General features: G+C 68.7%; 19 protein-coding genes and 3 pseudogenes. 15 read left to right on the forward strand and 7 right to left on the reverse strand.

Annotation, left to right across the window (positions count from 1 at the left end; all coding sequences use genetic code 11):
* Positions 1-187 precede the first annotated feature (187 nt).
* The 12 genes from ACFY9E_RS39780 to ACFY9E_RS39835 all read left to right on the forward strand — a co-directional run bounded on the left by ACFY9E_RS39780 (position 188) and on the right by ACFY9E_RS39835 (position 12,048).
* Positions 188-1,024, forward strand: a complete 837-nt coding sequence (locus ACFY9E_RS39780; protein WP_390993481.1) for a helix-turn-helix domain-containing protein — start codon at positions 188-190, stop codon at positions 1,022-1,024.
* An 82-nt stretch (positions 1,025-1,106) separates the two neighbouring features.
* Positions 1,107-1,574, forward strand: coding sequence for a cupin domain-containing protein (locus ACFY9E_RS39785; RefSeq protein WP_390993483.1), 468 nt, complete (start codon positions 1,107-1,109; stop codon positions 1,572-1,574).
* A gap of 172 nt (positions 1,575-1,746) precedes the next feature.
* A complete protein-coding gene (locus ACFY9E_RS39790) occupies positions 1,747-1,875 on the forward strand; it encodes a hypothetical protein (RefSeq protein ID WP_390993485.1) in 129 nt (42 codons plus the stop codon).
* 837 nt (positions 1,876-2,712) lie between these two features.
* A complete protein-coding gene (locus ACFY9E_RS39795) occupies positions 2,713-6,003 on the forward strand; it encodes an FG-GAP-like repeat-containing protein (protein ID WP_390993487.1) in 3,291 nt (1,096 codons plus the stop codon).
* 266 nt (positions 6,004-6,269) lie between these two features.
* Positions 6,270-7,601, forward strand: a complete 1,332-nt coding sequence (locus tag ACFY9E_RS39800; protein WP_390993489.1) for a relaxase domain-containing protein — start codon at positions 6,270-6,272, stop codon at positions 7,599-7,601.
* Positions 7,602-7,876: 275 nt separating this feature from the next.
* Positions 7,877-8,362, forward strand: coding sequence for a hypothetical protein (locus tag ACFY9E_RS39805; protein ID WP_390993491.1), 486 nt, complete (start codon positions 7,877-7,879; stop codon positions 8,360-8,362).
* 131 nt (positions 8,363-8,493) lie between these two features.
* Positions 8,494-8,643 (forward strand): hypothetical protein, encoded by a 150-nt coding sequence (locus ACFY9E_RS39810; RefSeq protein ID WP_390993493.1) that lies wholly within the window; start codon positions 8,494-8,496, stop codon positions 8,641-8,643.
* A 107-nt stretch (positions 8,644-8,750) separates the two neighbouring features.
* Positions 8,751-8,954, forward strand: coding sequence for a hypothetical protein (locus tag ACFY9E_RS39815; protein ID WP_390993495.1), 204 nt, complete (start codon positions 8,751-8,753; stop codon positions 8,952-8,954).
* 71 nt (positions 8,955-9,025) lie between these two features.
* Complete coding sequence (locus ACFY9E_RS39820; RefSeq protein ID WP_390993497.1) at positions 9,026-9,370, forward strand: hypothetical protein; 345 nt, start codon at positions 9,026-9,028, stop codon at positions 9,368-9,370.
* A complete protein-coding gene (locus tag ACFY9E_RS39825; protein ID WP_390993499.1) occupies positions 9,361-9,858 on the forward strand; it encodes a transposase family protein in 498 nt (165 codons plus the stop codon). Before ACFY9E_RS39820 ends, ACFY9E_RS39825 begins: the two co-directional genes overlap by 10 nt.
* A gap of 908 nt (positions 9,859-10,766) precedes the next feature.
* Positions 10,767-11,634 (forward strand): IS5 family transposase gene (locus ACFY9E_RS39830; RefSeq protein WP_390993501.1). Its coding sequence is split into 2 segments (ribosomal slippage): positions 10,767-11,377 and positions 11,376-11,634, totalling 870 coding nucleotides; the frame shifts between segments, so codons are not numbered across the junction.
* Between the two features lie 72 nt (positions 11,635-11,706).
* Complete coding sequence (locus ACFY9E_RS39835; protein ID WP_390993503.1) at positions 11,707-12,048, forward strand: hypothetical protein; 342 nt, start codon at positions 11,707-11,709, stop codon at positions 12,046-12,048.
* A gap of 36 nt (positions 12,049-12,084) precedes the next feature.
* Here the strand turns inward: ACFY9E_RS39835 and ACFY9E_RS39840 are convergent, their stop codons facing one another.
* The gene (locus tag ACFY9E_RS39840) at positions 12,085-12,468 is read right to left on the reverse strand and encodes a VOC family protein (RefSeq protein ID WP_390993505.1); all 384 of its coding nucleotides are present in this window, start codon (positions 12,466-12,468) and stop codon (positions 12,085-12,087) included.
* Between the two features lie 673 nt (positions 12,469-13,141).
* Positions 13,142-13,761: pseudogene (locus tag ACFY9E_RS39845) on the reverse strand (transposase).
* Positions 13,762-13,968: 207 nt separating this feature from the next.
* Between ACFY9E_RS39845 and ACFY9E_RS39850 the strand changes: the two are divergent.
* Complete coding sequence (locus ACFY9E_RS39850) at positions 13,969-14,817, forward strand: GNAT family N-acetyltransferase (protein WP_390993506.1); 849 nt, start codon at positions 13,969-13,971, stop codon at positions 14,815-14,817.
* Positions 14,818-15,423: 606 nt separating this feature from the next.
* On the forward strand, positions 15,424-15,795 hold the full coding sequence (locus ACFY9E_RS39855) for a hypothetical protein (protein ID WP_390993508.1): 372 nt from the start codon (positions 15,424-15,426) through the stop codon (positions 15,793-15,795).
* A 47-nt stretch (positions 15,796-15,842) separates the two neighbouring features.
* Here ACFY9E_RS39855 and ACFY9E_RS39860 read toward each other — a convergent pair whose 3' ends face one another.
* The 4 genes and pseudogenes from ACFY9E_RS39860 to ACFY9E_RS39875 form a co-directional block, all read right to left on the reverse strand.
* Complete coding sequence (locus tag ACFY9E_RS39860) at positions 15,843-16,007, reverse strand: hypothetical protein (protein ID WP_390993544.1); 165 nt, start codon at positions 16,005-16,007, stop codon at positions 15,843-15,845.
* A complete protein-coding gene (locus tag ACFY9E_RS39865) occupies positions 15,947-16,585 on the reverse strand; it encodes a transposase (RefSeq protein ID WP_390993510.1) in 639 nt (212 codons plus the stop codon). Before ACFY9E_RS39865 ends, ACFY9E_RS39860 begins: the two co-directional genes overlap by 61 nt.
* Positions 16,482-16,850, reverse strand: a pseudogene (locus ACFY9E_RS39870) (transposase); the annotation flags it as partial. The pseudogene ACFY9E_RS39870 and the gene ACFY9E_RS39865, both read right to left, overlap by 104 nt.
* Before the next feature lie 444 nt (positions 16,851-17,294).
* Entirely contained in the window at positions 17,295-18,530 is a 1,236-nt protein-coding gene (locus tag ACFY9E_RS39875) for an extracellular solute-binding protein (protein ID WP_390993512.1), read from the reverse strand.
* A 1,060-nt stretch (positions 18,531-19,590) separates the two neighbouring features.
* Here ACFY9E_RS39875 and ACFY9E_RS39880 point away from each other — a divergent pair.
* Positions 19,591-20,399, forward strand: a pseudogene (locus tag ACFY9E_RS39880) (IS5 family transposase).
* A gap of 60 nt (positions 20,400-20,459) precedes the next feature.
* Here ACFY9E_RS39880 and ACFY9E_RS39885 read toward each other — a convergent pair.
* Positions 20,460-21,884, reverse strand: coding sequence for a carboxylesterase family protein (locus ACFY9E_RS39885; RefSeq protein ID WP_390993514.1), 1,425 nt, complete (start codon positions 21,882-21,884; stop codon positions 20,460-20,462).
* Positions 21,885-21,958: the final 74 nt, after the last annotated feature.

Raw genomic sequence — 21,958 nt, forward strand, 5'->3', positions numbered from 1 at the left:
GCTGGGAACGACGCGACGACATCCACGAAGCCTTCCTCGGCCTCGCCACCTGCCTGATCACCCACCGCCACGTCCAACGCCTTTGTTAGGACCTCGAAGCCAGCAGGATCGTCACCAGCCGCAAACGGTGGTGATCAGTCTTTGGACTGTGATCTTCCTGGGCTGGGCGGCTCGTACACTGACGAAAATGGAGGACCACACGGCCACCGGGATCAGTACACGTCCGGCGCCCGTCCTGCGGGAGTACGTCGACTCGTATGTCGGCTTCGACCTCCGCGGGCTCCCGACGGGCGTGCACTGCGGCCCTCCGAGCCGCGCGCTCACTGCGGTGATCAGCCTGTCAGATCCCTTGGAGGTGGCGGCGGGCGTTGACGACGGGTCACCGGTCACCCGATTCGGCAGCGTGGCCGGCGGTCTGATGTGCCGGTCCGTCGCGATTCACCACGACGGACGCCAGCAAGGTGTTCAGGTATCGCTGACACCGCTCGGGGCCCGGGCCATCTACGGCATGCCGTCCGCCGAGCTCGCCCACCGACTGGTCCCACTTGACGAGCTTCTCGGAGCGCTTGCCGTCGAGCTGGTCGACCGGCTCCGATCGGCGACAACATGGGCGGCGCGGTTCACCGCGCTGGACGAATTGCTCCTCCGAGCTGTCGGCCGTGGCGCCTGCGGCGACCATGTGCGCTGGGTGCGCCCCGAGGTAGCCGAGGCGTGGCGCCGCCTCGTCGCCGCGCGGGGTTGCGTCCAGGTTGGTGCGGTCGCCGCGGAACTCGGCTGGAGCCGTCGGTACCTCACCGAGCGGTTTCGCGGTGAGCTGGGCCTGTCGCCGAAGACCTTCGCCCGAGTCTTGCGCTTCGAGCACGCGCACGAACTGGCGGCGGCGCAGGACCCGCTCCCGTGGGGCGATGTGGCAACCGTCTCTGGCTATGCCGACCAGGCCCATCTCATTCGGGAGTGGCGCGAGTTCACGGGCCGATCGCCGACGGCCTGGCGTCGCGGCGAAGTCCTCCTCGGAGCCGGGTAGCCGCCAACCGTCTGCCCTTCGCGTCGGCTTCTCTTCCCTTTTCTTCAAGACCGCCCGATCGCTGTCGTGGACGATCGTCGGCATGAGACTCGTCAACCACGAACGCAATGCCATGGACCTGCGGACCACCCCCGTGCACCTCGGGCTGGGATCGAGAGCGCAACCCGTCGAGGGCTTCACCTGGGACCCGGAGGTGCTCCAGGCCTACAGCGCCGCGGTCGCGACAGACGGCGCCGAGGGCCGGATGGTGATGATCTTCGACGGCGACGGGCTCGGCGACCATTGGGAGAGCCACCCTGCAGGCGACGAACTGGTCGTTTGCCTCAGCGGGTCCGTGACGGTCACCCGCGACGTGGACGGGGTGCCCGACCACGTTCTGCTCGGGCCGGGCGAGGCCACCATCAACCCGGCCGGGGTATGGCACGTGGTCGACATGGAGGGGCCGACGTCCATCCTGGCCATCACTGCGACCCTCGGCACCGACCACCGTCCTCGGACCGACACCCGCCCGACCGAACGCGTCGGCACGCCCGACTGCCACCGCGCTTGAGACCGGCAGACTGGTGGACTGCTACGAACGAGCCGTCATCGATGAACGAGAGCTGACATGGGAGTTTTGACCGGACGCTAGGCCAGTTCAAAAACACTCACTCACCCCGCACCACACGTACCAAGTCGGGGTCGCTCCAGGTGATGTGGTCGGCGTAATCTGGAAGGACGCCTTGAAGTTCCACGAGGCCATCGACCAGTTGTTCGGCTACCTGACCCGCTACGACCGCTTCGCGGTGCTTCCGCTGTTCATCCACCCAGCGCAGCCGAAGCCGATTGTGGAGAGGCCACTCAGCTGCTGACCAACCATCCGCGCTGCGTCTCCGCGGCTGTCCCCGATGACAATGGCCGCCAGTACAGCTTCGTGCTGAGGTCCCCTTCATCGACGCCGTGGGATGTGGAGGTGGCCATGATTCCCTTCGTGATCAGCTAGGCGGCTCTGCGCTGGGGGAACCGAGTGGTGGCACGTCCCGGACACCTGCGGGGAGGTGTCACCGCAGGTCAGCCCGCACGCTGACGCTTCTGCGTTCACTATGGTGGGCCACGGCAAGGCGGCACTGAGGAAGCAACTGGTGGAGCCCGCCCACGGATAGGCGAAGCGTCCGAGAGGACGACGGGCGCCGGCTGGTGATGTGGCGAACCGAGACCGTCCGCATGCAGGCGCGGTCCGGCCGGGATGTCACGTCTGTCTGGATGGATCTTGTGCTCGCAGGCATGCAGTTCCCCGCCGGTACCGTCCTCGGCGGCGAGGGAATCGTGTACGTGGTCGGCCGTGTCGATCTCCGCGGCACAGTCCGGGCGAACCCCACACCGGCCCCGGGCCGCCTCCTCGCGGAAGCCCACCCGGCTCACTGCGCAGCAATCCTGTCAGGAACGTGTCCTGCGTCACGCGGGACAAGCTGGTTGGGGAGCGGGGACACCGAGCCGAGAGCGTTGCACGGGGAGTTCCGGTGGCGAGGGGCCGGGACGTCGGCCGCCCGAACGGCAGCTCGCGTGCAGGGACTTCAGCACGGTCCGGTCATGGACATGCTGTTAGGCTTCGCCCACTCGCGTGGGGGGCGCGGCCGGGGGGCCGGGGGGAAACGCCAGAACGTCGCCGTTGTCCCGCCATGCCTTCTTCTTGCCTTCCAGGAGGAACGGTGGCCCGACTCGGCCGACACAGTCACAGACCGGTTCTTGATTCACGTTCAGCACGGCCCGGCCGAGGGTCGGCACGTACGGCGGCCGTCCTGGCGACGGCGCTGACGCTGAGCCTCCCGCTGGCCGCCCTGCCGCACTCGGCGGCAGCCGCGCCACAGCCGACGCCGGCGGCCGGCGAGTTCGTACTGCCCGCCGCCGCACGTGCCGTTCCCCGGGCCACACAGATCCTCAACGCGGGGACCAGTGGCTTCCTGTGGGCCCAGGAGGGCGACGACCGGCTCCTGTGGACGGAGTACACCACCGGTACCACAACCGCCCTGGAGCAGCGGCTTGACGTCCCGGTGCAGTACGACATCGACAGCGGCTACTTCCGCGAGGGCGCTTCCTTCCAGCCGGGCTACTACGGGGACGGTTCCGACACAGTCGCCCTCTACTCCAAGGACGACGCGCACGTCACCCTCCTCCGGGGTGCGGGCACCTCGGGCGGCACCGCCGTGGTGCCGGTGCCCGAGGGCCACACGTACCGCGGCACCTTCGGCGACACCGTTCTCACCAGTACCAGCGGCGTCGACGGAAACCCGAACGCCTACCAGCTCTCACGCGTGCGGGACGGGGGCGACGTCGTACGGACCCCCGTGCAGGGCCTGCCGGACGGGGCGTCCGACGTGGTGGTCGAGGACGGCGACGCGCGGTCCGTCATCGTCCGCTACGACCTCGCCGACGGCGAGGGGACCCAGCGGCACTGGGGCGTCATCGAGCTCTCCCTCGGCGTGTTCGGCCATCTGCCCGACCGGGTCGAGGGCGGGGACAACTGGGAGGTGACCGGCTTCCGGCTGGGCACCCACTCGATCCTGCGGCTGCGCGCCGGGCGCGGCAAGGCGGACCTGTACGACCGGGACAAGACATCCACCGCGCCCCGTACCTTCGACACGAGCTCCCTGACCTACCAGGCCGCGTACGGGATCGTCGGCGACAAGCTCCTCGGCCTCGAACCGGTGGCGCCCGGCGACAACAAGTACCGGGGCCAGCCGCTGTGGGCCCTCTCCTCCCGTGCCACGGACACCGACATGACCAAGGTCATGGACCCGGCCGCGCACGGACTCGTCCAGGCACCGGACGGCTCGATCCTGGTAGCGGGCGCCGCGCAGAACGTCGAGCAGGGTGACCTCGACTGGGGCGTGTACCAGGTCTACCGGGCCGGCGACGGCACGGTCATGCGCAAGCGTCTGACCGCCGTGCAGCCGATGCCGGCCCAGGTCCACGGCCTCTCGCTCGGCAGCGGCATCCTCACCACGGCCGGCAACAGCACGCTGTACGAACCGGGCACCATCATCGGCGCCTACCGCAGCACCTGGTTCACGACGAGCGGCACCCCGAGCATCGCCAAGGCGACCGTGGACGGCCTGGTCGGCGGGCGGGAAGGCGACTGTGACGCCGGTGCCACCCACTGCCTGCCGATGTTCGCCGACGGCACCGGCCGCCACGGCCGCCGCAACGCCACCGAATCCGGTCTGACCATGCTGCGCGCCAACGGCGCCAAGGACTGGGGCCCAACCCTCGACACGGGCGACTCCACCCCGCAGCTCAAGGGCCTCTCCGGGCGGTACGCGGTCGTCGACGGCGCCTCCTCCGGCACGCAGTACATCGGGGAGTTCGCCGACGGTGCCGCCGGCAAGGTGCTGCAGAAGCGGGACCGGGTCGCCGCCGCGGTCTGGGGCGACACGCTGTGGAGCGGCGCGGCCACGGGAGGGAAGGTCACGGCCACCCAACTCCCGTCGGGTACGGCCATGGAGTCCTTCACCACCCGCAACGGCTGCACGCCTTCCGACCTCCAGGCTGTCGGCCGCTGGGTGTACTGGACCTGTGTGGACTACTGGGGCGACGTGCAGGGCTCGGGCGTCTACGACCGTGCGGCCAAGCGGACCGCCACCGCCCCGGCGGGCCGGGTCCTCCTCGGCGACGGTTACCTCGTCGAGCGCGTCGGCGGCTCCCAGTCGGGCAGCGGGCTGAAACTCATCGACCTGCACAACGGACTTCCGTCGAGCGGCGATCACACGGAACTGCCCAGCCGCAAGCTGGCCGACTGGACCGACATCGGCCAGGACCAGCTCAGGGCCGGCCTGAACTGGACGGTGGACCGTTTCGGCGGCGGCGTCGCCTATGCCGACCGCGAGCAGCGCATCCACCTCGTACCGGCCGGCGTTCCCACGTCCGCGCTGGCGGCCATCGACTCCACGGTCACGTCAGGGGCGGCAAGCTGGTCCGGCAGCTGGTGGCTGTCGAAGCCCGCCGCCGCCTGGAAGGTGACCGTCCGCAACAAGGCGTCCGGCGCCACCGTACGGACCCTGTCAGGCTCCGAGGCCCGGGGCCTGCTGAAGGCCGCCTGGGACGGCAAGGACGCCTCGGGCCGCCCGGTCACCAACGGCACCTACACCTGGACTCTCACCGCCCAGCCCGCCGACGGTCAGGGCACCGCCCTCAGCCTCTCCGGCAGCGTCGCGGTGACGGCCGGGGCGGCGGCGCCCCGCGATCACGCGGGCAAGGACGGCGTCGGCGACGTCCTCACCCTCAACGCCTCGGGCGCCCTCACCATCCAGCGCGGTACCGGCACAGGCACGCTGTCCGGCAAGGTCACCGGCGCCGGCTGGCCCACCACCTCGCGATTCGTGCCGCTCGGCGACCTCAGTGGCGACCGCTGCAACGACGTCCTGGTCCGGCCGAGCAGCGGCGCCCTGCGCGCCTACCGCCCAGCGTGCGGAGCGGCGGTGACGCCCTCGACGCCGTACACCACGCTCTCCGCCTCCGGCTGGACCCAGTACGACGTGCTGACCGCACCCGGTGACCTGAGCGGTGACGGCCGCCCCGACCTGATCGCCCGCAACGCCTCGACCGGCACGGTCTACCTGTACAAGGGCACCGCCACGGGCACGTTGTCGGCGCGCGTGAAGCTGTACGACGACTGGAAGACGTACAAGAAGGTCGTCGGGGCCGGTGACCTCAACGGCGACGGCATCGGCGACCTACTCGCCCAGGACAAGTCGAACAACCTGTACCGGTACGACGGCACCGGCAGGGGCACGTTCATGACCCGCGTGAAGGTGTTCTCGAACTGGGGCGCTTCCTACAACGCGGTCATCGCGGTCGGTGACATCACCGGCGACGGCAGGACGGACCTCGTCTCGCGCGACACCGATGGCGACCTGTACCGCAACAGCGGTGACGGCAAGGGGTCGTTCAGCGGCCGCACGCAGATCGCGACGGGCTGGCAGGGGTACAAGGCCGTCATGTAGGGGATGACGTCCCTTTCCTGGCGACCGCTGCCGCGCCCGGGCGGCCCGGGAGTCACGCGGAAAGGCTGCGCCCACAGCTCCCGCGTGCGGGCCAGCACCGAGCCGGGGACTCACCACCGCGCAGGCGCTGCTTGACGCGGACCCCGTCCAGAACGACGAGGGATTGTCGACGAGGCCTTCGACATCCTGTGGACCGGCTGGGACGAAACAGAAGCGGTCGCCCACCCCAACCTCCCCGCTTCGCCTGGCGGCTGCTGCGCTCACGGGTGCTGCTGCGCGTCAGGCGCAGCCCGGCACGCAGCACATCTGGCGATTCACCAGCAGCTGGCCCAAGTCGTCGCCGTCGACGCCTCGCCCGCCCAGCACCTGAGGTCTGCGAGGCGCTGGGGCTGGCGACCGAGCCACGCATCGTCACCCCGGGGCGCCGGCCTGTGATGGAGCTTGCCGGGGTGCCGCATGAGCTGATCCGCTGGACGTCCCGGCGCAGCGACCAGATCGCCGCCTGCCTGGCAGAGCTGGAGCACGAGTACGTGACCGCCGTCGACGACGACGGTGAGCTGAAGTTCCTGCCCGTGGTCTCCGAGCGGGCCCGCGCCAAGTTGAACCAGGTCGCCACGAAGAGTACGCGCCCGCCGAAGCAAAAGGCCCGGCCCCTCGCTCAACTGCGCAAGGAGTGGAAGGAGAGCGCGCTCCGCACCTCCGAGGTGGCCGTCGACGTCATCAACTCCCTCCTCGAGTACGCGCGTGCCGCGGCTGCGGCGATCCGGGCCCGGGTCGCCGTCGTGGTCGACGTCGCCGCGACGGTGTTCGTGATGAACGACGGCGGCCGCTTCCACCGCCGGCACCTGCTTGCCGAAGCCCGCCGCTACCTCGCCCTCGTCCTGCGTGGCCGCCGCCGCGACCCCGGCCTGGACGACCGGATTGTGGCCGCCGCCATCTTCACCCACTGTCTGGACATCAGCGAGCCGACGACCGTGCGTGGCCTGGAGGCCGGCTACCGCCTCTACACCGCCCGGTGGGACCTGTCCGACCTCCCCGACCGGCGTCGCCCACCTACTCCCGTGTCCGGCCCGGATCGGCAGCCACCGGCCGATCCCGGCGAGCCGGCTGCGCCCCGGCCCCCGGGCCAGGACGCGGGGGAGTGGGAGATACCCCGCGTCCCGCTGCAGTACGAGCGGGCCGTCCTCGCCGGTGCGGTGGTGCGGGAGAAACTGCGCGCCGCCGCGGTGCGGGGCCGGGCGTACGACGTCGTCCACCAGCAGGCGGCGATGCCCGAGCAGCTGCTCGCGCCCCCGGCCGCTGAAGTCGAGCGCGACGACCAGGAGCCGGAGGCCGGACGCCGGGAGGCGATCGACATGACGGCGCTGCGGGCCTTGCGGGAGTCCCGCACTGACGTGGAAGCCCTCGATCTCACGGCCGACCGGCTGTGCCGCCTCCAAGACGCGTTCATCAAGGCGGCCGACGACTCCCGCATCCGCGCGGACCGCTACACCCCACGGGACGACGCCGATGGAGCGCACTCGGTGCGCCAAGACGACCAGCGGGCGCTCCGCCCGCATGAGCCCGGACCGCACCGCGGCCGGGAGGCCGGCCACTGAGCGGACCTGATGTCGCGCACCCGTTACCGTCGTGCGCACCGACGATGCGGTGGGCTCCACTCCACCGAGTGGAGCCCACCGGCCGGAGTGAGCCTTCGCCAACTTGAAGTAGCTGGTCAAAGGGCTGGTGGCCGGTCCCCGGGATGCTCGTGCTGATCGTGGGCGGGAGTCCGGGGAGAAGATCGTCTGACGGAGTCCCATCGGTGCTCTGACCTATGCGCCTGAGTTGCAAGCCACGGTCCATCTTGCTGGTCGGCGCATGACATCCTGACTCGGTGCTCCTGAACGATCCCGCAATCAGCGTCGACCTTCGTCCGGTGCGCTACCAGTTCGCCGAGGTCCGGGGCGACTCGTATGACGACAACTGGCTGATCATTGATGGCAAGGTGACGACTCCCGAGGGGAGCTGGTCTTTCGCCGATCCGTGTTTGCTCACGGATGAGGCTCGCCAGATAGCCGCGTGGCTGCGCGCGGTGGCCGCGGGAACGGTGGCCGTGACCGAACCTGATGCCGAAGGTGAGCTTTCGCCGGACATCTGGTTCATCGAACCGCTCGTGGCCTTCAGCCTCGCCGATCGGAGCGAGGGCGGGCGCGCGGTAATGCGGATTCATCTGTCCTTGGAGGCAGCGCCCCCGTGGCAACAGGGTGACGACCGGGCCGACATCTACCAGTACGTCGTGGAGGTCAGAATGGACGCTGCGGCGCTGCTTCACGCTGCTGACCAGTGGGACCTCGCCCTGGCTTCCTTCCCACCCCGCTGATCACTGTTCATGTGCCACAATCCGAAGCACGTTCTCGCAAGATCCACCTCAGCCCCGGGCCGGCCGCCTGACACTTCCAGTACGACCGATTTCTACTCGCAGTGGACCGGCAGTCTTCTACGATCCGGTGCATGCTGGATCCCGAGCTGCTGGAACGGATCACCGCGCGGCGCGCTGAACTGGACGAACTCGAAGAACAGCTGGCCAAACAGCTTGCAGGAGTGCGGGACGAGCGGGACGAACTCGCCGTCGCGAACGCGTCCTTGAACTTGAACGGATGACCTTGCAGCTCGCCGAGGAACGCGCCTCTGCCAGGCCGGTGCCCGCGCAGGTAGCTGGCCGGACGGTGATGTTGATCCCGCACCGAGAGCCGGGCACGGACGAAAGCATGCTCCCACCGGACTGCCAGCGCATCATCACCGCCGTCCGACAGGCCGCCGGACCGATCATGGCCCGCGAGGTCGGCGAGCTAGTGGGGGTGGACATCAGCGTGAAGGCCAAGCTGGAACCGCTCCGCAGCAAGCTGGTCAGACTCGTCGACCACGGCTGGCTGCGGAAACTGCCCGACGGCCGGTTCACCACCCGCCTGTGACCGGGAGCACCGCCACTCGGAGCGACTCCGAACGGGCGTACCGGGTCGCCCCCGGCGCCCGTTGGAATTGTGTGACGAATACCAGAAAGCGCGCCGAGGACACCTGCCCGCTTGCCTACCAGTGCCGCCTGCCGCTGTCTACGCACACGGTCAACCACCTCGCCGAGCTGCTGCGGCGTCATCTGAAGGCGATTCGGTCCAGGTGGCGGATCCTGCCGCCTGGGAAGATCGCGGTGATCGTCCTGACCGTACTGCGCCACGACCAGCGTCTGGCCGACATGGCTGGCGGAAACGACGTGTCCGAGTCCACCGTCCGCCGCTGGCGCGACGAGCTGATCGGGCTGCTCTCCGCCCAGGCGCCGCGCCTGGACCGCGCCCTGCGGAAGGTCACGAAGCAGGGCGGGAGGTGGTCCTGATCGACGGCACCCTCATCCGTACCCAGCGCCGCACCGGCAAGGCCGACCGGCGGAACTACTCCGGAAAGCACCGCAGCCACGGCCTGCACTTCCTCGCCCTGACTGACGAGAAGGGCCGCCTGATCTGGATATCCGCCGCCCGGCCCGGTCGCACCCACGACAACACCGCCGCCCGCCACGACCACATCCTGGCCCACTTGCGCGCCGCCGGCCTCGGAGCGTTGGCCGACCTCGGCTTCCGCGGCCTGGACAACGACCTGCTCGACCCCACGATCGTCACCGGCTACATCGCCACCCGCACCCACAAGCTCACTCGAGGCGAGAAGGAGGCCAACCGCGTGCTCGCCGTCGGACGGGCACCCGTCGAGCGCGGCTTCGCCCACCTCAAGAACTGGCGGATCCTCACCGAGCTCCGCATCGACCCCGCCCGCGCCACCCAGCTCCTGCGGGCCCTGCTCGTCCTGACGAACCTCGAAGTCAACCGCTGACGGACGATCTTCTGCGCGGACTCCCGCCCACGACCAGCACTTCGGCGTACGGGCGGAGGACCGGGTGATCGGTTGGCCAGGCGGCCCGGCCGCTCGGTGGCTGCCACCCGTTCGGGTGTCCTGGTGCGCGCCGCCGCCAGGCGCCGTACAGGCTCAGAGGTAGCTCTTGGCTGTCGGCGGTGCCGGAACGAAAGGACTCGTTATGGCGGTCCATGACAAAGTACGCACTATTGGGCGCAGCGGTCTGGAAGTGCTTGACGTTGCCGTGTCCAGGCAGTGCACAGTCGAGATCAAGGAACCCCGCGACACCGTCGCGCTCACTCGGCGCCTGAATGGGGCGAAGCTGGATGTGGTGGACGACCCCAACTTCGCAGGGCTCAAGTTCAGGCAGACCATTCCTTGGGGCAGCATTCGGGCTTCCGGGCCTGAAGGGTTGCGGATCTCCTACCGGGTGCGGACTGGGCGGGACGTGACGGGAGCCCCGGAGTTCTAAAGGAAGTAGGGGCGGCGTATCGGCTGACGAGGCCCGCCCCCGGGTGTCTACAGTCGGGGTATGAGCAGCATCCCCGATGCGCGGCCGGCCCGCCCATGGCGGCCGGAAGACGGGCCACGGCCCGAGGTGTTGACCTGGCCCGCCACCGACCGCCCGGCGCTACGGGGGATGTCGGCGGGAGAGTGCCGGTACGCGCCGGTCCGGACGCGGCAGAACTGGCGCGACGGCACGGTCCGCTACCAGGTTGAGGTCGACCTGCTCGGGGACGCCAGGGTCAGCACCCGCACGTACGAGTGGCCGCAGCACGGGGTTGCGGGTGGCGCGCCGGAGCGCCTCGGAGCCCACCAGGGGCGTCGACTAGGCCGTGTTTTGGAACTGGGGTCCGTGTCTCGCCTCGTGCCGTGATGATCTCGGTGTGGGGCGAGGGGATCTTTCAGATGACCAGTGGGCGGTGCTGGAGCCGTTGTTGCCGGTTGTGGTCTTGGGCAGACCGTCGATGCGCCGGCGGCGATTGATCGACGGGATCCGCCGGCGGGTTCGGACCGGTGCTCCGTGGCGGGATTTGCCGACGGGATACGGTCCCTGGCAGACGGTCCATGGGCTCTTTCGTCGCTGGCAGCGAAGTAGTGTCTGGTCATCGGTGCTGACCGGGCTGCAGGCCCGGGCGGACGCCGTGGGTCTGATTACCTGGGACGTGAACATCGACTCCACGATTTGCCGGGCCCACCAGCATGCGGCCGGTGCTCGGCGAGACGGCCAAGCCCAGAAGGAACCGCCGGGCGGCAACCAGGCCGAGCCTGACGACCACAGCCTGGGCCGGTCCAGCGGAGGCTGGACCACGAAGATTCACCTGGCCTGCGAACAGGGACAGAGGCCGTTATCGCTGCTGGTCACAGCCGGGCATCGGGGAGACAGCCCGCAGTTCACGGCCGTGCTGGAAGCCATCCGGGTTCCTCGCCTTGGACTGGGCCGGCCATGGGTCCGTCCGTTGCGAGTGCGGGGCGACAAGGCGTACTCGTCGCGCGAACCGCGCCTATCTGCGGCGGCGCGGGATCCGCTGCACGATCCCAGAACCTGCCGATCAGGCAGGCCACCGCAAGCGTCGGGGGATGTCTGGCGGGCGGCCTCCGGCCTTCGACCGTGAGGACTACAAGGCTCGGCACGCGGTCGAGTGCGGCATCAACCGGCTGAAGCGGAACCGGGCGGTGGCAACCCGGTTCGACAAACTCGCGGTCCGCTGTGAGACCACTGTGCTCGTCGCCGCGATCAACGAATGGCTGTGACCTGCCGGAAGTGTCGGTCCCACATGTCATTCTTGCCGCGATCAGTCAGCGGGTTGAGGGGAGCCAGGGCCGATGGGGGCTGCGTACTACCGGGCCGAGAGTGAGAACGGCCACCACATCGACGACCCGTCCGAGGACGCGCTGTTCATGCTGATCGAGGACCTCAACGACTCGGACAACACGTTCGCCGTCATCCAGCCCGATGACGACGACCCGGCCTGGTTCACCTCCGTCGCGGTCGTGGACGAAGGCGGCTACGAGGTCGTCCGGCGCGACACCACCCGCCGTGAGCATGACGTCGTCACCGAGACCAGCATCGATCGGATCGCCCGAGACCTCACCATCTGGATGGCCGCCCGCGACATTCCCGGACGACCCACCCAACACACCAGCAAGTTCAAAAACACGGCCTAGTACTGCAGCGGCAGTGCTGTGACCGCTGGGCTCAGGTCACGAGGACAATGCTGCTCGCTCGGATCCGGCCAGCAGTATGCAGAACTCATTGCCTTCCGGGTCGGCGAGAATCACCCAGCCCCAGCCGTCGGGCTTGCGGTGATCGGCGACCAGAGAGGCGCCCAGCTTCAGCAGCCGCTCAACCTCTGCGTCCCGTGAGGTATCCGGGCGCAGGCACAGATGGAGCCTGTTCTTGGCCGACTTCGGCTCTGGAACCTCGTTGAAGTGCAAGGCCGGGCCGCCGGGCAGCATGATCTCCGTCTCGTCGTCACCCGGAGAGTCCTCGGGATCCAGCGGGTGTCCGGTCACATCGCTCCAGAACCGCGCCAGTCGGTAGGCGTTTGCACAGTCGATCGCTATGTTCGTCACCGTTGAAGGCATGCGCGCGATCCTGTCGGAGCGGCGCCCCGCCCGCCACCGGAATATGGCCCCACCCGCGGACTGCAGCCGAGATTACGGGGGTCTATGGCCTCGGCGGCGGTAGTGGCTGAGACGGGCACGGTGTTGATGGCGGCGCCGCCGGCGTGACCAGCGCAGGATGTGACCGGCTTCGTGCCGGACGGCGTGAGCGAATCTGGTCAGCAGACGGCGGATCTCGTTCACACTCAGCGGGATCAGGTCGCGGCTGGGTCCCCCTTTTTTCGTGCTCAGTCGCGCGGGTGGCGGCCAGGTGGGCGGCGGCGACCATGGCCAGGGTGATGTGCCGGTACCAGGCCGGGTATTGGCGTACTTGGTAGTGGTCCAGGCCGGCCTTGTTCTTCGCGGCCTGGAAGCACTCCTCGATCGTCCAACGGGCGCCGGCGGCCCGCACGATCTCGGCCGGCGCCGTGCCTCTTGGGGCGTGGGTGAGGTAGTAGGCGCACTCACCGTCGGCGAGGCTGCGGCGGATCAGCAGGGCGTCTTCGAAGTCGTCGTCGCCCTCGCCGGGCAGCGGGACCAGGGCCCAGGCCTATTCGCGCAGGCCGTGGGCGCCCTCCCCGGCCGAGCGGATCTCCCAGGCGTCCTCCGGCAGGATCGCCGAGATAGTGCGGGCGTTCTGTCCGCGTGGCCCACATCAATGCTTGCAGGAGATCGCGAGCACGTAGCTCGGACGCTGCTCGGCCAGCCAGCCTCGCAGGACGGGGTCCTGGCCGTATACCTCGTCGCCGGTCACCCAGCGAAAGGGAAGCTTCGCGGCGAGGGCCCGCTCCAGCATCGCGCGGGCCAGGGCAGGCTTGGTGTGGAAGGTGACGTCATAGCCGATCTTCGCGTCCGCCCGGCGGGCCGGATCCTCGATCCAGGAGATGGGCAGGTACAGCTCGCGGTCGTCACCGCCCGTCCCCTGGTGGAGGCGTAGGCCAAGAACACGCCCAGCCGGCAGTTGTCGATCTTCCCGGAGGTGCCGGTGTATTGCCGTTGCACGCGGGCCGACCGGATGCCCTTCTTGATGAAGCCGGTCTCGTCCACGGCCAGCACGCCGTCCTCGGCACCGAGATGCTCCAGCACGAAGCCGCGGACCTCGTCGCGGACCGCGTCGGCGTCCCAGCCGTTGCATGCCGTCCGGACACAACTCGCCGGCCTGCTCGGCCAGCGTCCAGCCGTTCTTGCGCTCCAATGGCGCGAGCAGCCCGCGCAGATACTCCCTTGCCCGCCGACGCGGCTCGGACCTGCAGAAATGCCCGCCGATCCGAGCATTCAAAGCGTCCAGACCGGCCGCCCAGCGGTGCACCTCATGAACCGTGACGTCCCCACCCATGCACAGCTCAACGAGTAGCCAGACCGACCGTCACAGCAACTGCGGCTGCAGTATTAACGATCTCGGCAGCGGTTTCCGGCCGAGACCCCCGCAGGCGGTTTGAAATGAAGTGGCGTCGCTGGTGCCCTGTTGCTTGGATGCCCGGCGTGACTTCTGCTGCTTTTGACGATCATCCTGAGCAGGCATTGCTGGACCGGCTCGAGGAGTACTACGACGCGGTCCCGCGCCACGGCGCCCGAGTCGAGGACCACGGGCCGCTGACCCTGTTCGTGCGGGAGGGCCAGGGCTGGCCGTTCTACGCACGTCCCGCACGGGGATGGACCGGACCGCTGGAGGCCACCGACGTGCAGAAGGTCCGTGCCCGCCAACGGGAACTGGGGATCCCGGAGAGTTTCGAATGGGTCGCGGAGACTACGCCCACGCTACGGGCAGCAGTCGAGGAGTCGGGACTCGTGGTCCACGAACATCCGCTGATGACACTCGATCCCGGTACTCCAACAACTCCATTGGAGGAGTTGTCCGGCAACATAGCCGTGCGAATCGTAGGCGCGGACGATCCGATACTGCCCAGCGCCCTGGCCGTTCCTCACCTCGCCTTCGCCGAGCCTGGAACCCACGTCGGTCACGCGGGAGCACCACAACTGGCGGAAGCGATCGACGCCCGCGTCGCCGACGGATCGGTGGAACGCACGATCGTGCGTATCCGGGCAGGTCTAACAGCGGTCGCCGCAGCTGTCGAGCATGGATCAGCGCTGTCCGCAGGCCAGCACCAACCGCTCGCAGGAGTCAGCGAGATCGTCGGCGTCGGAACGCTCCCCGCAGCTCGCCGTCGCGGTCTCGCACTCGCAGTCACCGCGGCACTGGTGGCCGACGCCCGATCGCGGGGTGCGGCAACCGTCTTCCTGTCGGCAAGTGACGACGACGTTGCGCGGGTCTACGCCCGACTCGGCTTCCGCAAGATCGGTACGGCGCTGATCGCCGAACCTGCCGAATAGGTCGGCCCCGCCTACTTCGCAGTGGTGTTATTTCTCCCCGACATTTTCGGGCTCTGTGATCGACAAGTGGTGTTCAAACTCGGATACAGACGGTGTCCGTTTTCACCTACGAAGCCGGCCCCGGGAGCTCCGGCCGAACTCCTCGAGTAAGTCCAGCGCCGGTTAGGCCATGCCGGTGAGCGGGTCTCGCAGGCGCCAGGTGCAGGGTTGCGGGGGCCACGCGTGGTAGCGGCGGTTCCAGGACCGCCACGGCGCACGGCGCTCGCTGCTGTGGACCCGACCGGACCACCCAACAACGCTGAAGGTCTGGGCTGACCAGGGATTCGCCGGCCGCCTCGTCGGCTGGGCCGCCCACACGCTCAACCACATGGTGCCGATCGTCCGCAAAGAGCCAGGCCAGCGCGGCTTCAGATTCAGCGCTCACCTCCCACCGCCGCCTGGCCCGGGACTACGAGCACCACACCACCCACGCCGAAACCATGATCCGCTGGGCCCTGATCAGCGTGATAGTCCGTCGGCTCACTCGCGGGTGCCCGGCTCGTAGGCAGGGGTCTCGACCTTTGTGCCGCACTGCCCAGGGAGGGCGCGATAGGCGATCATCGCCACATGGAACGAGTCATAGATCTCGACGAAGTAGTTGCCGCAGTCGCTGCCCGCCAGCCCGCCTGGCAGGCAGCAGGACTGGCCGTCGGGCCTGTGACCTGGCGCGACGAAGCAGCTCCTTGGCCGCAGCGGCTCGAGACTGACAGATCCAAGGTGAGTGATCCCGACTCGATCGGCATCCATGTACGCAACTCGCACGAGGCCGAACTGCACGTTGTCCTCTACCGCGGCGGCTGGGCCGACGTCGACTACATCGCAAGCATCGACGACGCAGGCGTGATTCCTGCCCCGGCAATGACTTGCGCCCAGGCCTTCGGAGCCTTGCTCAACATGTGCATGGCGCGCGTCTTCGGCCCCCACGTCACCATCGAGTAGGGCGCGGTTCTCAAACGCTCTCTGAAAGGTCGTTTTCTCCCCACGTTTCATCCTGCAATGCGGATTTGATCCGGTGATGTCGGGTCACGCCGTGAGATGGTGTCTTCGCCTGTGAGGCGGCGGGCCATGAGATCGGTCATCGCCAGGTGGATCACGGCTTCGGAGCGGGCGGGCAGGGTTTCGTAGTCGCGGGCCAGGCGGCGGTGGAGCATGAGCCAGCAGTAGGTCCGCTCGACCGCCCACCGTTTCGGGGGTGAACCCCCTGGCCCCGGGGGCGCGGGCGGTGACCTCCAGGTCGATGCCGAGGGTGGCGGCATGTTCGATGAAGTGCTTGCGGTAGCCGCCGTCGACCCAGACCTTGCGGATCGTGGGGTGGGCGGCAGCGACCTGGTCGAGCAGCTGGGTGCCGGGCCACGGTGTCCTGGACGCTGGCAGCGGTGACCAGCACCGCGAGCAGGAGACCGATCGTGTCGGTCACGATGCTCCGCTTGCGGCCGACTATCTTCTTGCCCGCGTCCGTGCCCTGACTCGAGGCGGGGCCGCTGGTGGAGGTCTTGACGCTCTGTGCGTCGATGACGCAGGCCGACGGGCTCGCGTTCCGGCCCTCCTTCTGCCGCACCAACTCCCTCAGCAGACCGTTGAGCTGGGTGAACACGCCGTCCTTTTGCCACTTGCCGAAGTAGCCGTAGACCGACCGTCTCCCAGGGCGGGGCGTCGTGCGGCAGGTAGCGCCACTGCACCCCGGTGCGGTCCACGTACAAGATCGCGTCCATGATCTCGCGAAGGTCATGAACGGGCGGCCGCCCGAAGTCCAGGGCCCGGCCGCGGCGCTCGGAGCGCCAGGCCGCCAGGATCGGCCGGATCAACTCCCAGCGTGCATCGGACAGATCACTCGGATACGGAAGTCGCTCACTCATAATGTCGGCGTACCGCCCGGACGCGAGTGCGCCCAGGCGTGCGTCTTCGACGGTGGAAGCACGACCACGGAACGGGGCGTCGTGGAATGAGACAGGCGTTAGCCCCAACACGCCCCGGGCGTCACCCCACCAGGCCATCGCCGCGGCGGACGGCGGGCTGCGGCGGCTGACGCTCGGAGGGTGGCTTGTTGTGTATCGCCTGGTGAGTTGCAGCCCATCCACGTCGCCACGGCAGCCGAGCACCCGGCCGCGTCTTCCCCGGCCTCTCGTCTCGGCCGGTGGGAGGCTCCCCTTTACCGAGGCCGAGGAGCCCGGTCACGCCGTTCGACTCTTCCGCGACCGTTCCCTCACCGGCAGCGGTCCTGCCGGGTTGCTTGGCGCATCCCGGAGCGCCGTACGTGTCACCGCGATGCACCGATGCGGTCTTGACGGGTTCCGGCAGAGGGTAGAGAGCTTCTCATGGGGCCTCATCGCCGCCGTGAGTGCCGTCGGAACCCGCCCGTTCAGGACTCGGGACCGTCCTGCGGCCGAGCCCTCTTCCGCCATTCCGTGTACTCGCCTCTCAGCTCACTCACGCACCGATCAACCCGGCCCGGCCTGACTCTGCACCTGCTCCAAAACCTGTTTCGCGGAGCTCGCCCCCTTGAAGATGTCGACCCCATGCTGGTTGAGCAGTTGGTTGACCCGCTCCCAGTGTTTCGTCGTACGCAGCGGAGTCGACGTGGCGTTGGCGGCCTCGAGAACCTCTCGGGCACCGGCAAGGCGGGCGTTCTCGTACCACGCGTGCTGTGCCGACTCTCGTGACGGATAGGCACGTCCCACTCCGCCGAGCCACTCCAGTTGCTTCTTGGCCGTCATCAGCGTGATCGCCTCGAAAGCCCGGTCCGGGTCAGGGCAGGACTTGGAGATGCCGAACCCGGAACCGGCGGAGTACGTCCTGCTGCCGTCCGGGCCGGCGGGAATCGTGGCCAAGCCCACCTGGAAGCCGGCCTGGTTCTTCAGGTTCAGCAACGCCCACGGGCCGCTGGCGCCCATGGCCACGTTGCCGCTGAGGAACTCCCTCTCGGCGAACAGGGGGTCGGCCTCGGGCACGCGGGGGGCGACCTTCTTCCTGGCCGCCAGGTCGGCGTACCACTGCACGCCGTTGATCATGGCCGGCGTGGTCAGTCGCAGTTTGCCCGCCCCGTCGGCTGGCTGCGCCCCGGTCTTGGTCAGCACCATGGGAAGCATCCACACATCCTGAGGCGACGCGACGAACCCGTACCTCCGGTTCCCGGTCAGCTTACGGGCGGCCGACTCGAACTCGGTCAGAGTCCATCCCGGCTTGGGCTCCGGCACCCCTGCGTTCCGGAAAATGTCCTTGTTGTACGTGAGGATCACCGGGCCGACGTCGTACGGCAGCGCGTACTGCTTCCCGTCAGCACTCAGCCCCTCCATGACGGACTTGTCGAAGTCCGTCACATCGAACTTGTTCTTGGCGATCAGATCGTCGAGCGGCAGCATTCCCTGGGTGTAGCCCGTGGTGCGGAGCGACTGCATCGAGACGATGCAGGGCGCATCGCCGCTGCCGAAACGGGCGTCCAGCTTGGCGAAGTAGTCATCAAAGGACGAAGTTTCCAGCTTGATCGTGAGCTGCGGATCTTCGCGGGACACACGGTCCGCGAGTTCATGCCAGACCTGCTGTTCCTCACCGCCGCTGGCCCACATCGACCAGGTCAAAGGCTTCGAGCCGCCACCGTCGGCGCCGCACGCCATGATCAGCGTCCCGGCCAGTGCCAGGGCGACGGCTGCCCTCACTGCGATGCGCGGCCCTGTCATGACACATCCAGATGTTCCTCTTGATTACCGATATGAACGCATTATGGCATGGTGCAGGCTTGCACACCGGTCCCTGCTGCACCGTCCGGGTTGTGCACTGCCCAGCCCACCGGACTGCTGGGACCGCAGGCGGACCGGGTCGTTCAGTGAGGGCGCTTCGCGGTGACAACGAGCCCGAAGATCAGTCGTTGAGATCGGCAGGCCGGAGATGAGGCTCGCGGGCCACGTCGGCAGGCCGCGTCCCCTCGCCGCGCGGGGCAGTGAACACCTTGCCCAGCACCTGGGAAGTCTCGCGTGTGACGTCCGCTGCGAGGCTCCGACTTGCGGTAGCCGAGACGGCGCCCTGCGGCGCGTGGACGAGGACGTCCGCCCGCGGCGTGAGGAATGCGGCTGCGAACCTGTGCGCTTTCGCCTCGGCCTGTGGGCCGTGCGGTATCTACTCCTCACCGTGCAGGACGAGGTGTCCCAGTTCGTGGGCGGCGTCGAAATGTCGACGGTGACCTGCGAGAAGACCCGAGAGATGACGCAGAGTGCGGCTGGACAGTTCGATCCCGGACGGGCAGACAAGCACGCGAAAGCTCCTGGCGGACTGGTGATCTTGGTCGAGAACCCGTCTACCAGGAGCCTTCTTCATGCCCACCGCCCGGGCTGCCAGCCCAACCACCCATCAGGTTGGAAGAGGTTCAGTGAAGCTGCCACAGGTCCCGAAGCGAAACCGTCAGAGCCGGTGGCGCGGGGCGAGTCAACGCAGGCGCTCTTCCATGTGGACGTACCGGCAGTGACCGCCGCGGTCGGTGATCGTTCGCTGGGTATGAGCACTCGCCGGGTCACGGGAACACCTTTGGCGTCATCAGCGACCCGCACGGCTCCTTGCGTCCCAGCACAGCGATGGTCCCGTCCGCGCGCTGCGTCATGTCGCTCCAAGTGCCTGCGCCTGTGCGCCGACATGGCCGATCTGCGCGCTGTGCGCTGCAAAAACCCGGCATCACTAACTGATCGTTCAGAATGAAGTTCGTTGGGAAGCTTGGCGGTTGGGTGTTCTGTCGGCAGGACCTGTTGGGTGTCTGCTGATCTTGTGCCTGATGACGTGTGGGAGCGTGTGGCCCCGCTGTTGCCTGCTCGTCCGTCTCGGCGGCACCGGTATCCCGGGCGGTTGCCGGCGGATGACCGGGCCGCGCTGCGGGGCATCGTTTACGTGCTGTGCAAGAGCGTGAGCTGGCGGGATGTTCCGGCTGAACAGGTTGGCTGCAGCGGTGTGACGGCCTGGAGGCGTCTGCGGGACTGGACCGAGGCTGGTGTCTGGCCGCAGCTGCACGAGGTGCTGCTGGCCGAGCTGAGGGCCGCGGGCCTGCTGGACATGGACGACGCGGCCATCGACGCCTCCCATGTCAGGGCCCTCAAAGGGGGGCTCACACCGGACCTTCGCCGGTCGACCGGGCACGTCCGGGCAGCAAGCACCGCCTGATCACCGACCGCCACGGAACCCCCTTGGCTATCTCGCTCACCAGCGGAAACCGTCACGACATCACTCGGCTGATGCCATTGCTGGACGCGATACCGCGCATCCGCGGGGTCCGCGGGCGCCCGAGGCACCGGCGGGCCGGCTGTTCGGGGACCGCGGCTACGACTACGACAAGTATCGCCGCCTCCTGCGGGCCCGCGGCATCACACCGAAGATCGCCCGTAAGGGCACAACCCATGGCTCCGGTCTGGGCAGGACCCGCTGGGTCGTCGAGCGAACCGTCGCCTGGCTCCACCCGTTCAAGCGCCTCCGGATCCGCTACGAGATACGTGCCGACCTCCACCCTCGGCCTGCTTCAACTCGCTTGCAGCATCATCTGCTTGAGACGACTCCGAACCTCATTCTGAAACGATCAGTTAGGGCCCTGTCAGGCCCTGGCGACTCGGCGGCGCAAGCGGCACGAACGGCTACCTGGATGCGATGTGCTCCCAGATACGCAGGGAGTCTTCCAGTGGGTAGGGGGCGTCGGTGGGGAGTGTGTCCCAAATCCGGGTGGTGGGGCTGAAGTGTTCGGGGGCGAAGCGCGGCCAGCCGGGGTCGCCAGTGGCGGCAAAGGACGTCCAGGCCGTACGGATGCGCTCTGACAGGCCGGCGAAGTCGGGGGGCGGCGGGGAGCCGAGGAACCGGGCGGCCGGGCGAGTCGTGGAGTTGCCGAAGACGAACGGGATATCGATGCCGTGGGCGGCGCCCAGGGTGGGGCCGCGCCAGGTGAAGTCGTAGAGCCAGGTCCGTCCGCCCGCGCGGGCATGGGCCTCGGCGACCCAGGTGGTGGGCATACGGACGAGCGCGTCGGACAGCATCACTGTGAACAGGTCGGCGTCACTGATGCCGGGGTGGCTCTGCCGGTAGGCGGCGGCTGACTCCTTTTCCAGCCCGACCGCTTCGGCGACGATCGCCAGGTCGACTCCGGGCGGGAGCTGCGGTCCCTGGCCCCTGTATTCCTCGTGGGTGAACCCGCAGACCAGGTCCACGTCCCGGCCTGCGCCGGTCCGGAGCGCCGTCCAGGGTGGTCCGGTCACAAGGTCGCCGTCGATGACGGGGGCGAACGCGGTGAACCCCTGCCGGTCGCGCAGCGGCGCGTCCTGGACGGCAAGGATCGTCTCGGGCGGCAGTGCGGCGAACGCGTCCCAGGACGGCGCGACGCCGAGGGCTGCCGCGATCGTCTCGGTGACGGCCTCGGCCTCGGCGCCGGTGCGGATCCCGGAGGGGATGCTCTGGGTGATCGCGCGACGGAACAGGCCGCGCGCGGCGGGCGCGGCCATGAGCAGGGCGGTGGAGGCGGCACCGGCGGACTGGCCGAAGACGGTCACGTTAGCGGGGTCACCGCCGAACGCGGTGATGTTGTCCTGTACCCACTCCAGGGCGGCGATCTGATCGCGCAGCCCGCGGTTGTCCGCGACCCCGGACAGGTGCCCGAAGCCCTCGAAACCGACACGGTAGTTGAAGGTCACCACCACGGTCCCGGAGCCGGCCAGGGTGGCGGCGTCGTACTGCGGCATGCTCGAGGAACCGTGCTTCCACAGGCCGCCATAGATCCACACCATGACCGGCAGGCCCGCCCCGCCGATGTCCGGGCTCCATACGTTCAGCGTCAGGCAGTCCAGCCCGACGCCGGGCCGCCACGCCGGCGGAGCGGTGGGTGCCGGTGCCAGTTGCGGCGGAGCCGCGCCGAACCCGACGCAGTCGCGGACCCCGTCCCACGGCGCGGCCGGCGCCGGGGGCCGCAAGCGCAGCATCCCCTCAGGGGCTGCTGCGTAGGGCACTCCTTTGAACGCCGCGATGCCACCAGTAACGAGCCCCCGGACCCGGCCCGTCGTCGTCCTCGCAATCATCTCGCCCACCCGGCGGAGACGGTCGGGTCACACTGGGTCGCCATGGCGGGCTCCTGGGGCCTCGGGTACGGATG

Source organism: Streptomyces sp. NPDC012466 (assembly GCF_042955215.1).
Classification (GTDB): Bacteria; Actinomycetota; Actinomycetes; order Streptomycetales; family Streptomycetaceae; genus Streptomyces.

Excerpts from the sequence above, each read along its gene's own strand:
- ACFY9E_RS39815 (WP_390993495.1), top strand. The coding sequence starts at position 8,751 with ATGCTCCCACCGGACTGCCAGCGCATCATCACCGCCGTCCGACAGGCC.
- ACFY9E_RS39810 (WP_390993493.1), top strand. The coding sequence starts at position 8,494 with ATGCTGGATCCCGAGCTGCTGGAACGGATCACCGCGCGGCGCGCTGAA.
- ACFY9E_RS39860 (WP_390993544.1), bottom strand. The coding sequence starts at position 16,007 with ATGCTCCACCGCCGCCTGGCCCGCGACTACGAAACCCTGCCCGCCCGC.
- ACFY9E_RS39840 (WP_390993505.1), bottom strand. The coding sequence starts at position 12,468 with ATGCCTTCAACGGTGACGAACATAGCGATCGACTGTGCAAACGCCTAC.
- ACFY9E_RS39875 (WP_390993512.1), bottom strand. The coding sequence starts at position 18,530 with ATGACAGGGCCGCGCATCGCAGTGAGGGCAGCCGTCGCCCTGGCACTG.
- ACFY9E_RS39885 (WP_390993514.1), bottom strand. The coding sequence starts at position 21,884 with ATGATTGCGAGGACGACGACGGGCCGGGTCCGGGGGCTCGTTACTGGT.
- ACFY9E_RS39855 (WP_390993508.1), top strand. The coding sequence starts at position 15,424 with ATGGAACGAGTCATAGATCTCGACGAAGTAGTTGCCGCAGTCGCTGCC.
- ACFY9E_RS39785 (WP_390993483.1), top strand. The coding sequence starts at position 1,107 with ATGAGACTCGTCAACCACGAACGCAATGCCATGGACCTGCGGACCACC.
- ACFY9E_RS39865 (WP_390993510.1), bottom strand. The coding sequence starts at position 16,585 with ATGACCTTCGCGAGATCATGGACGCGATCTTGTACGTGGACCGCACCG.
- ACFY9E_RS39780 (WP_390993481.1), top strand. The coding sequence starts at position 188 with ATGGAGGACCACACGGCCACCGGGATCAGTACACGTCCGGCGCCCGTC.
- ACFY9E_RS39835 (WP_390993503.1), top strand. The coding sequence starts at position 11,707 with ATGGGGGCTGCGTACTACCGGGCCGAGAGTGAGAACGGCCACCACATC.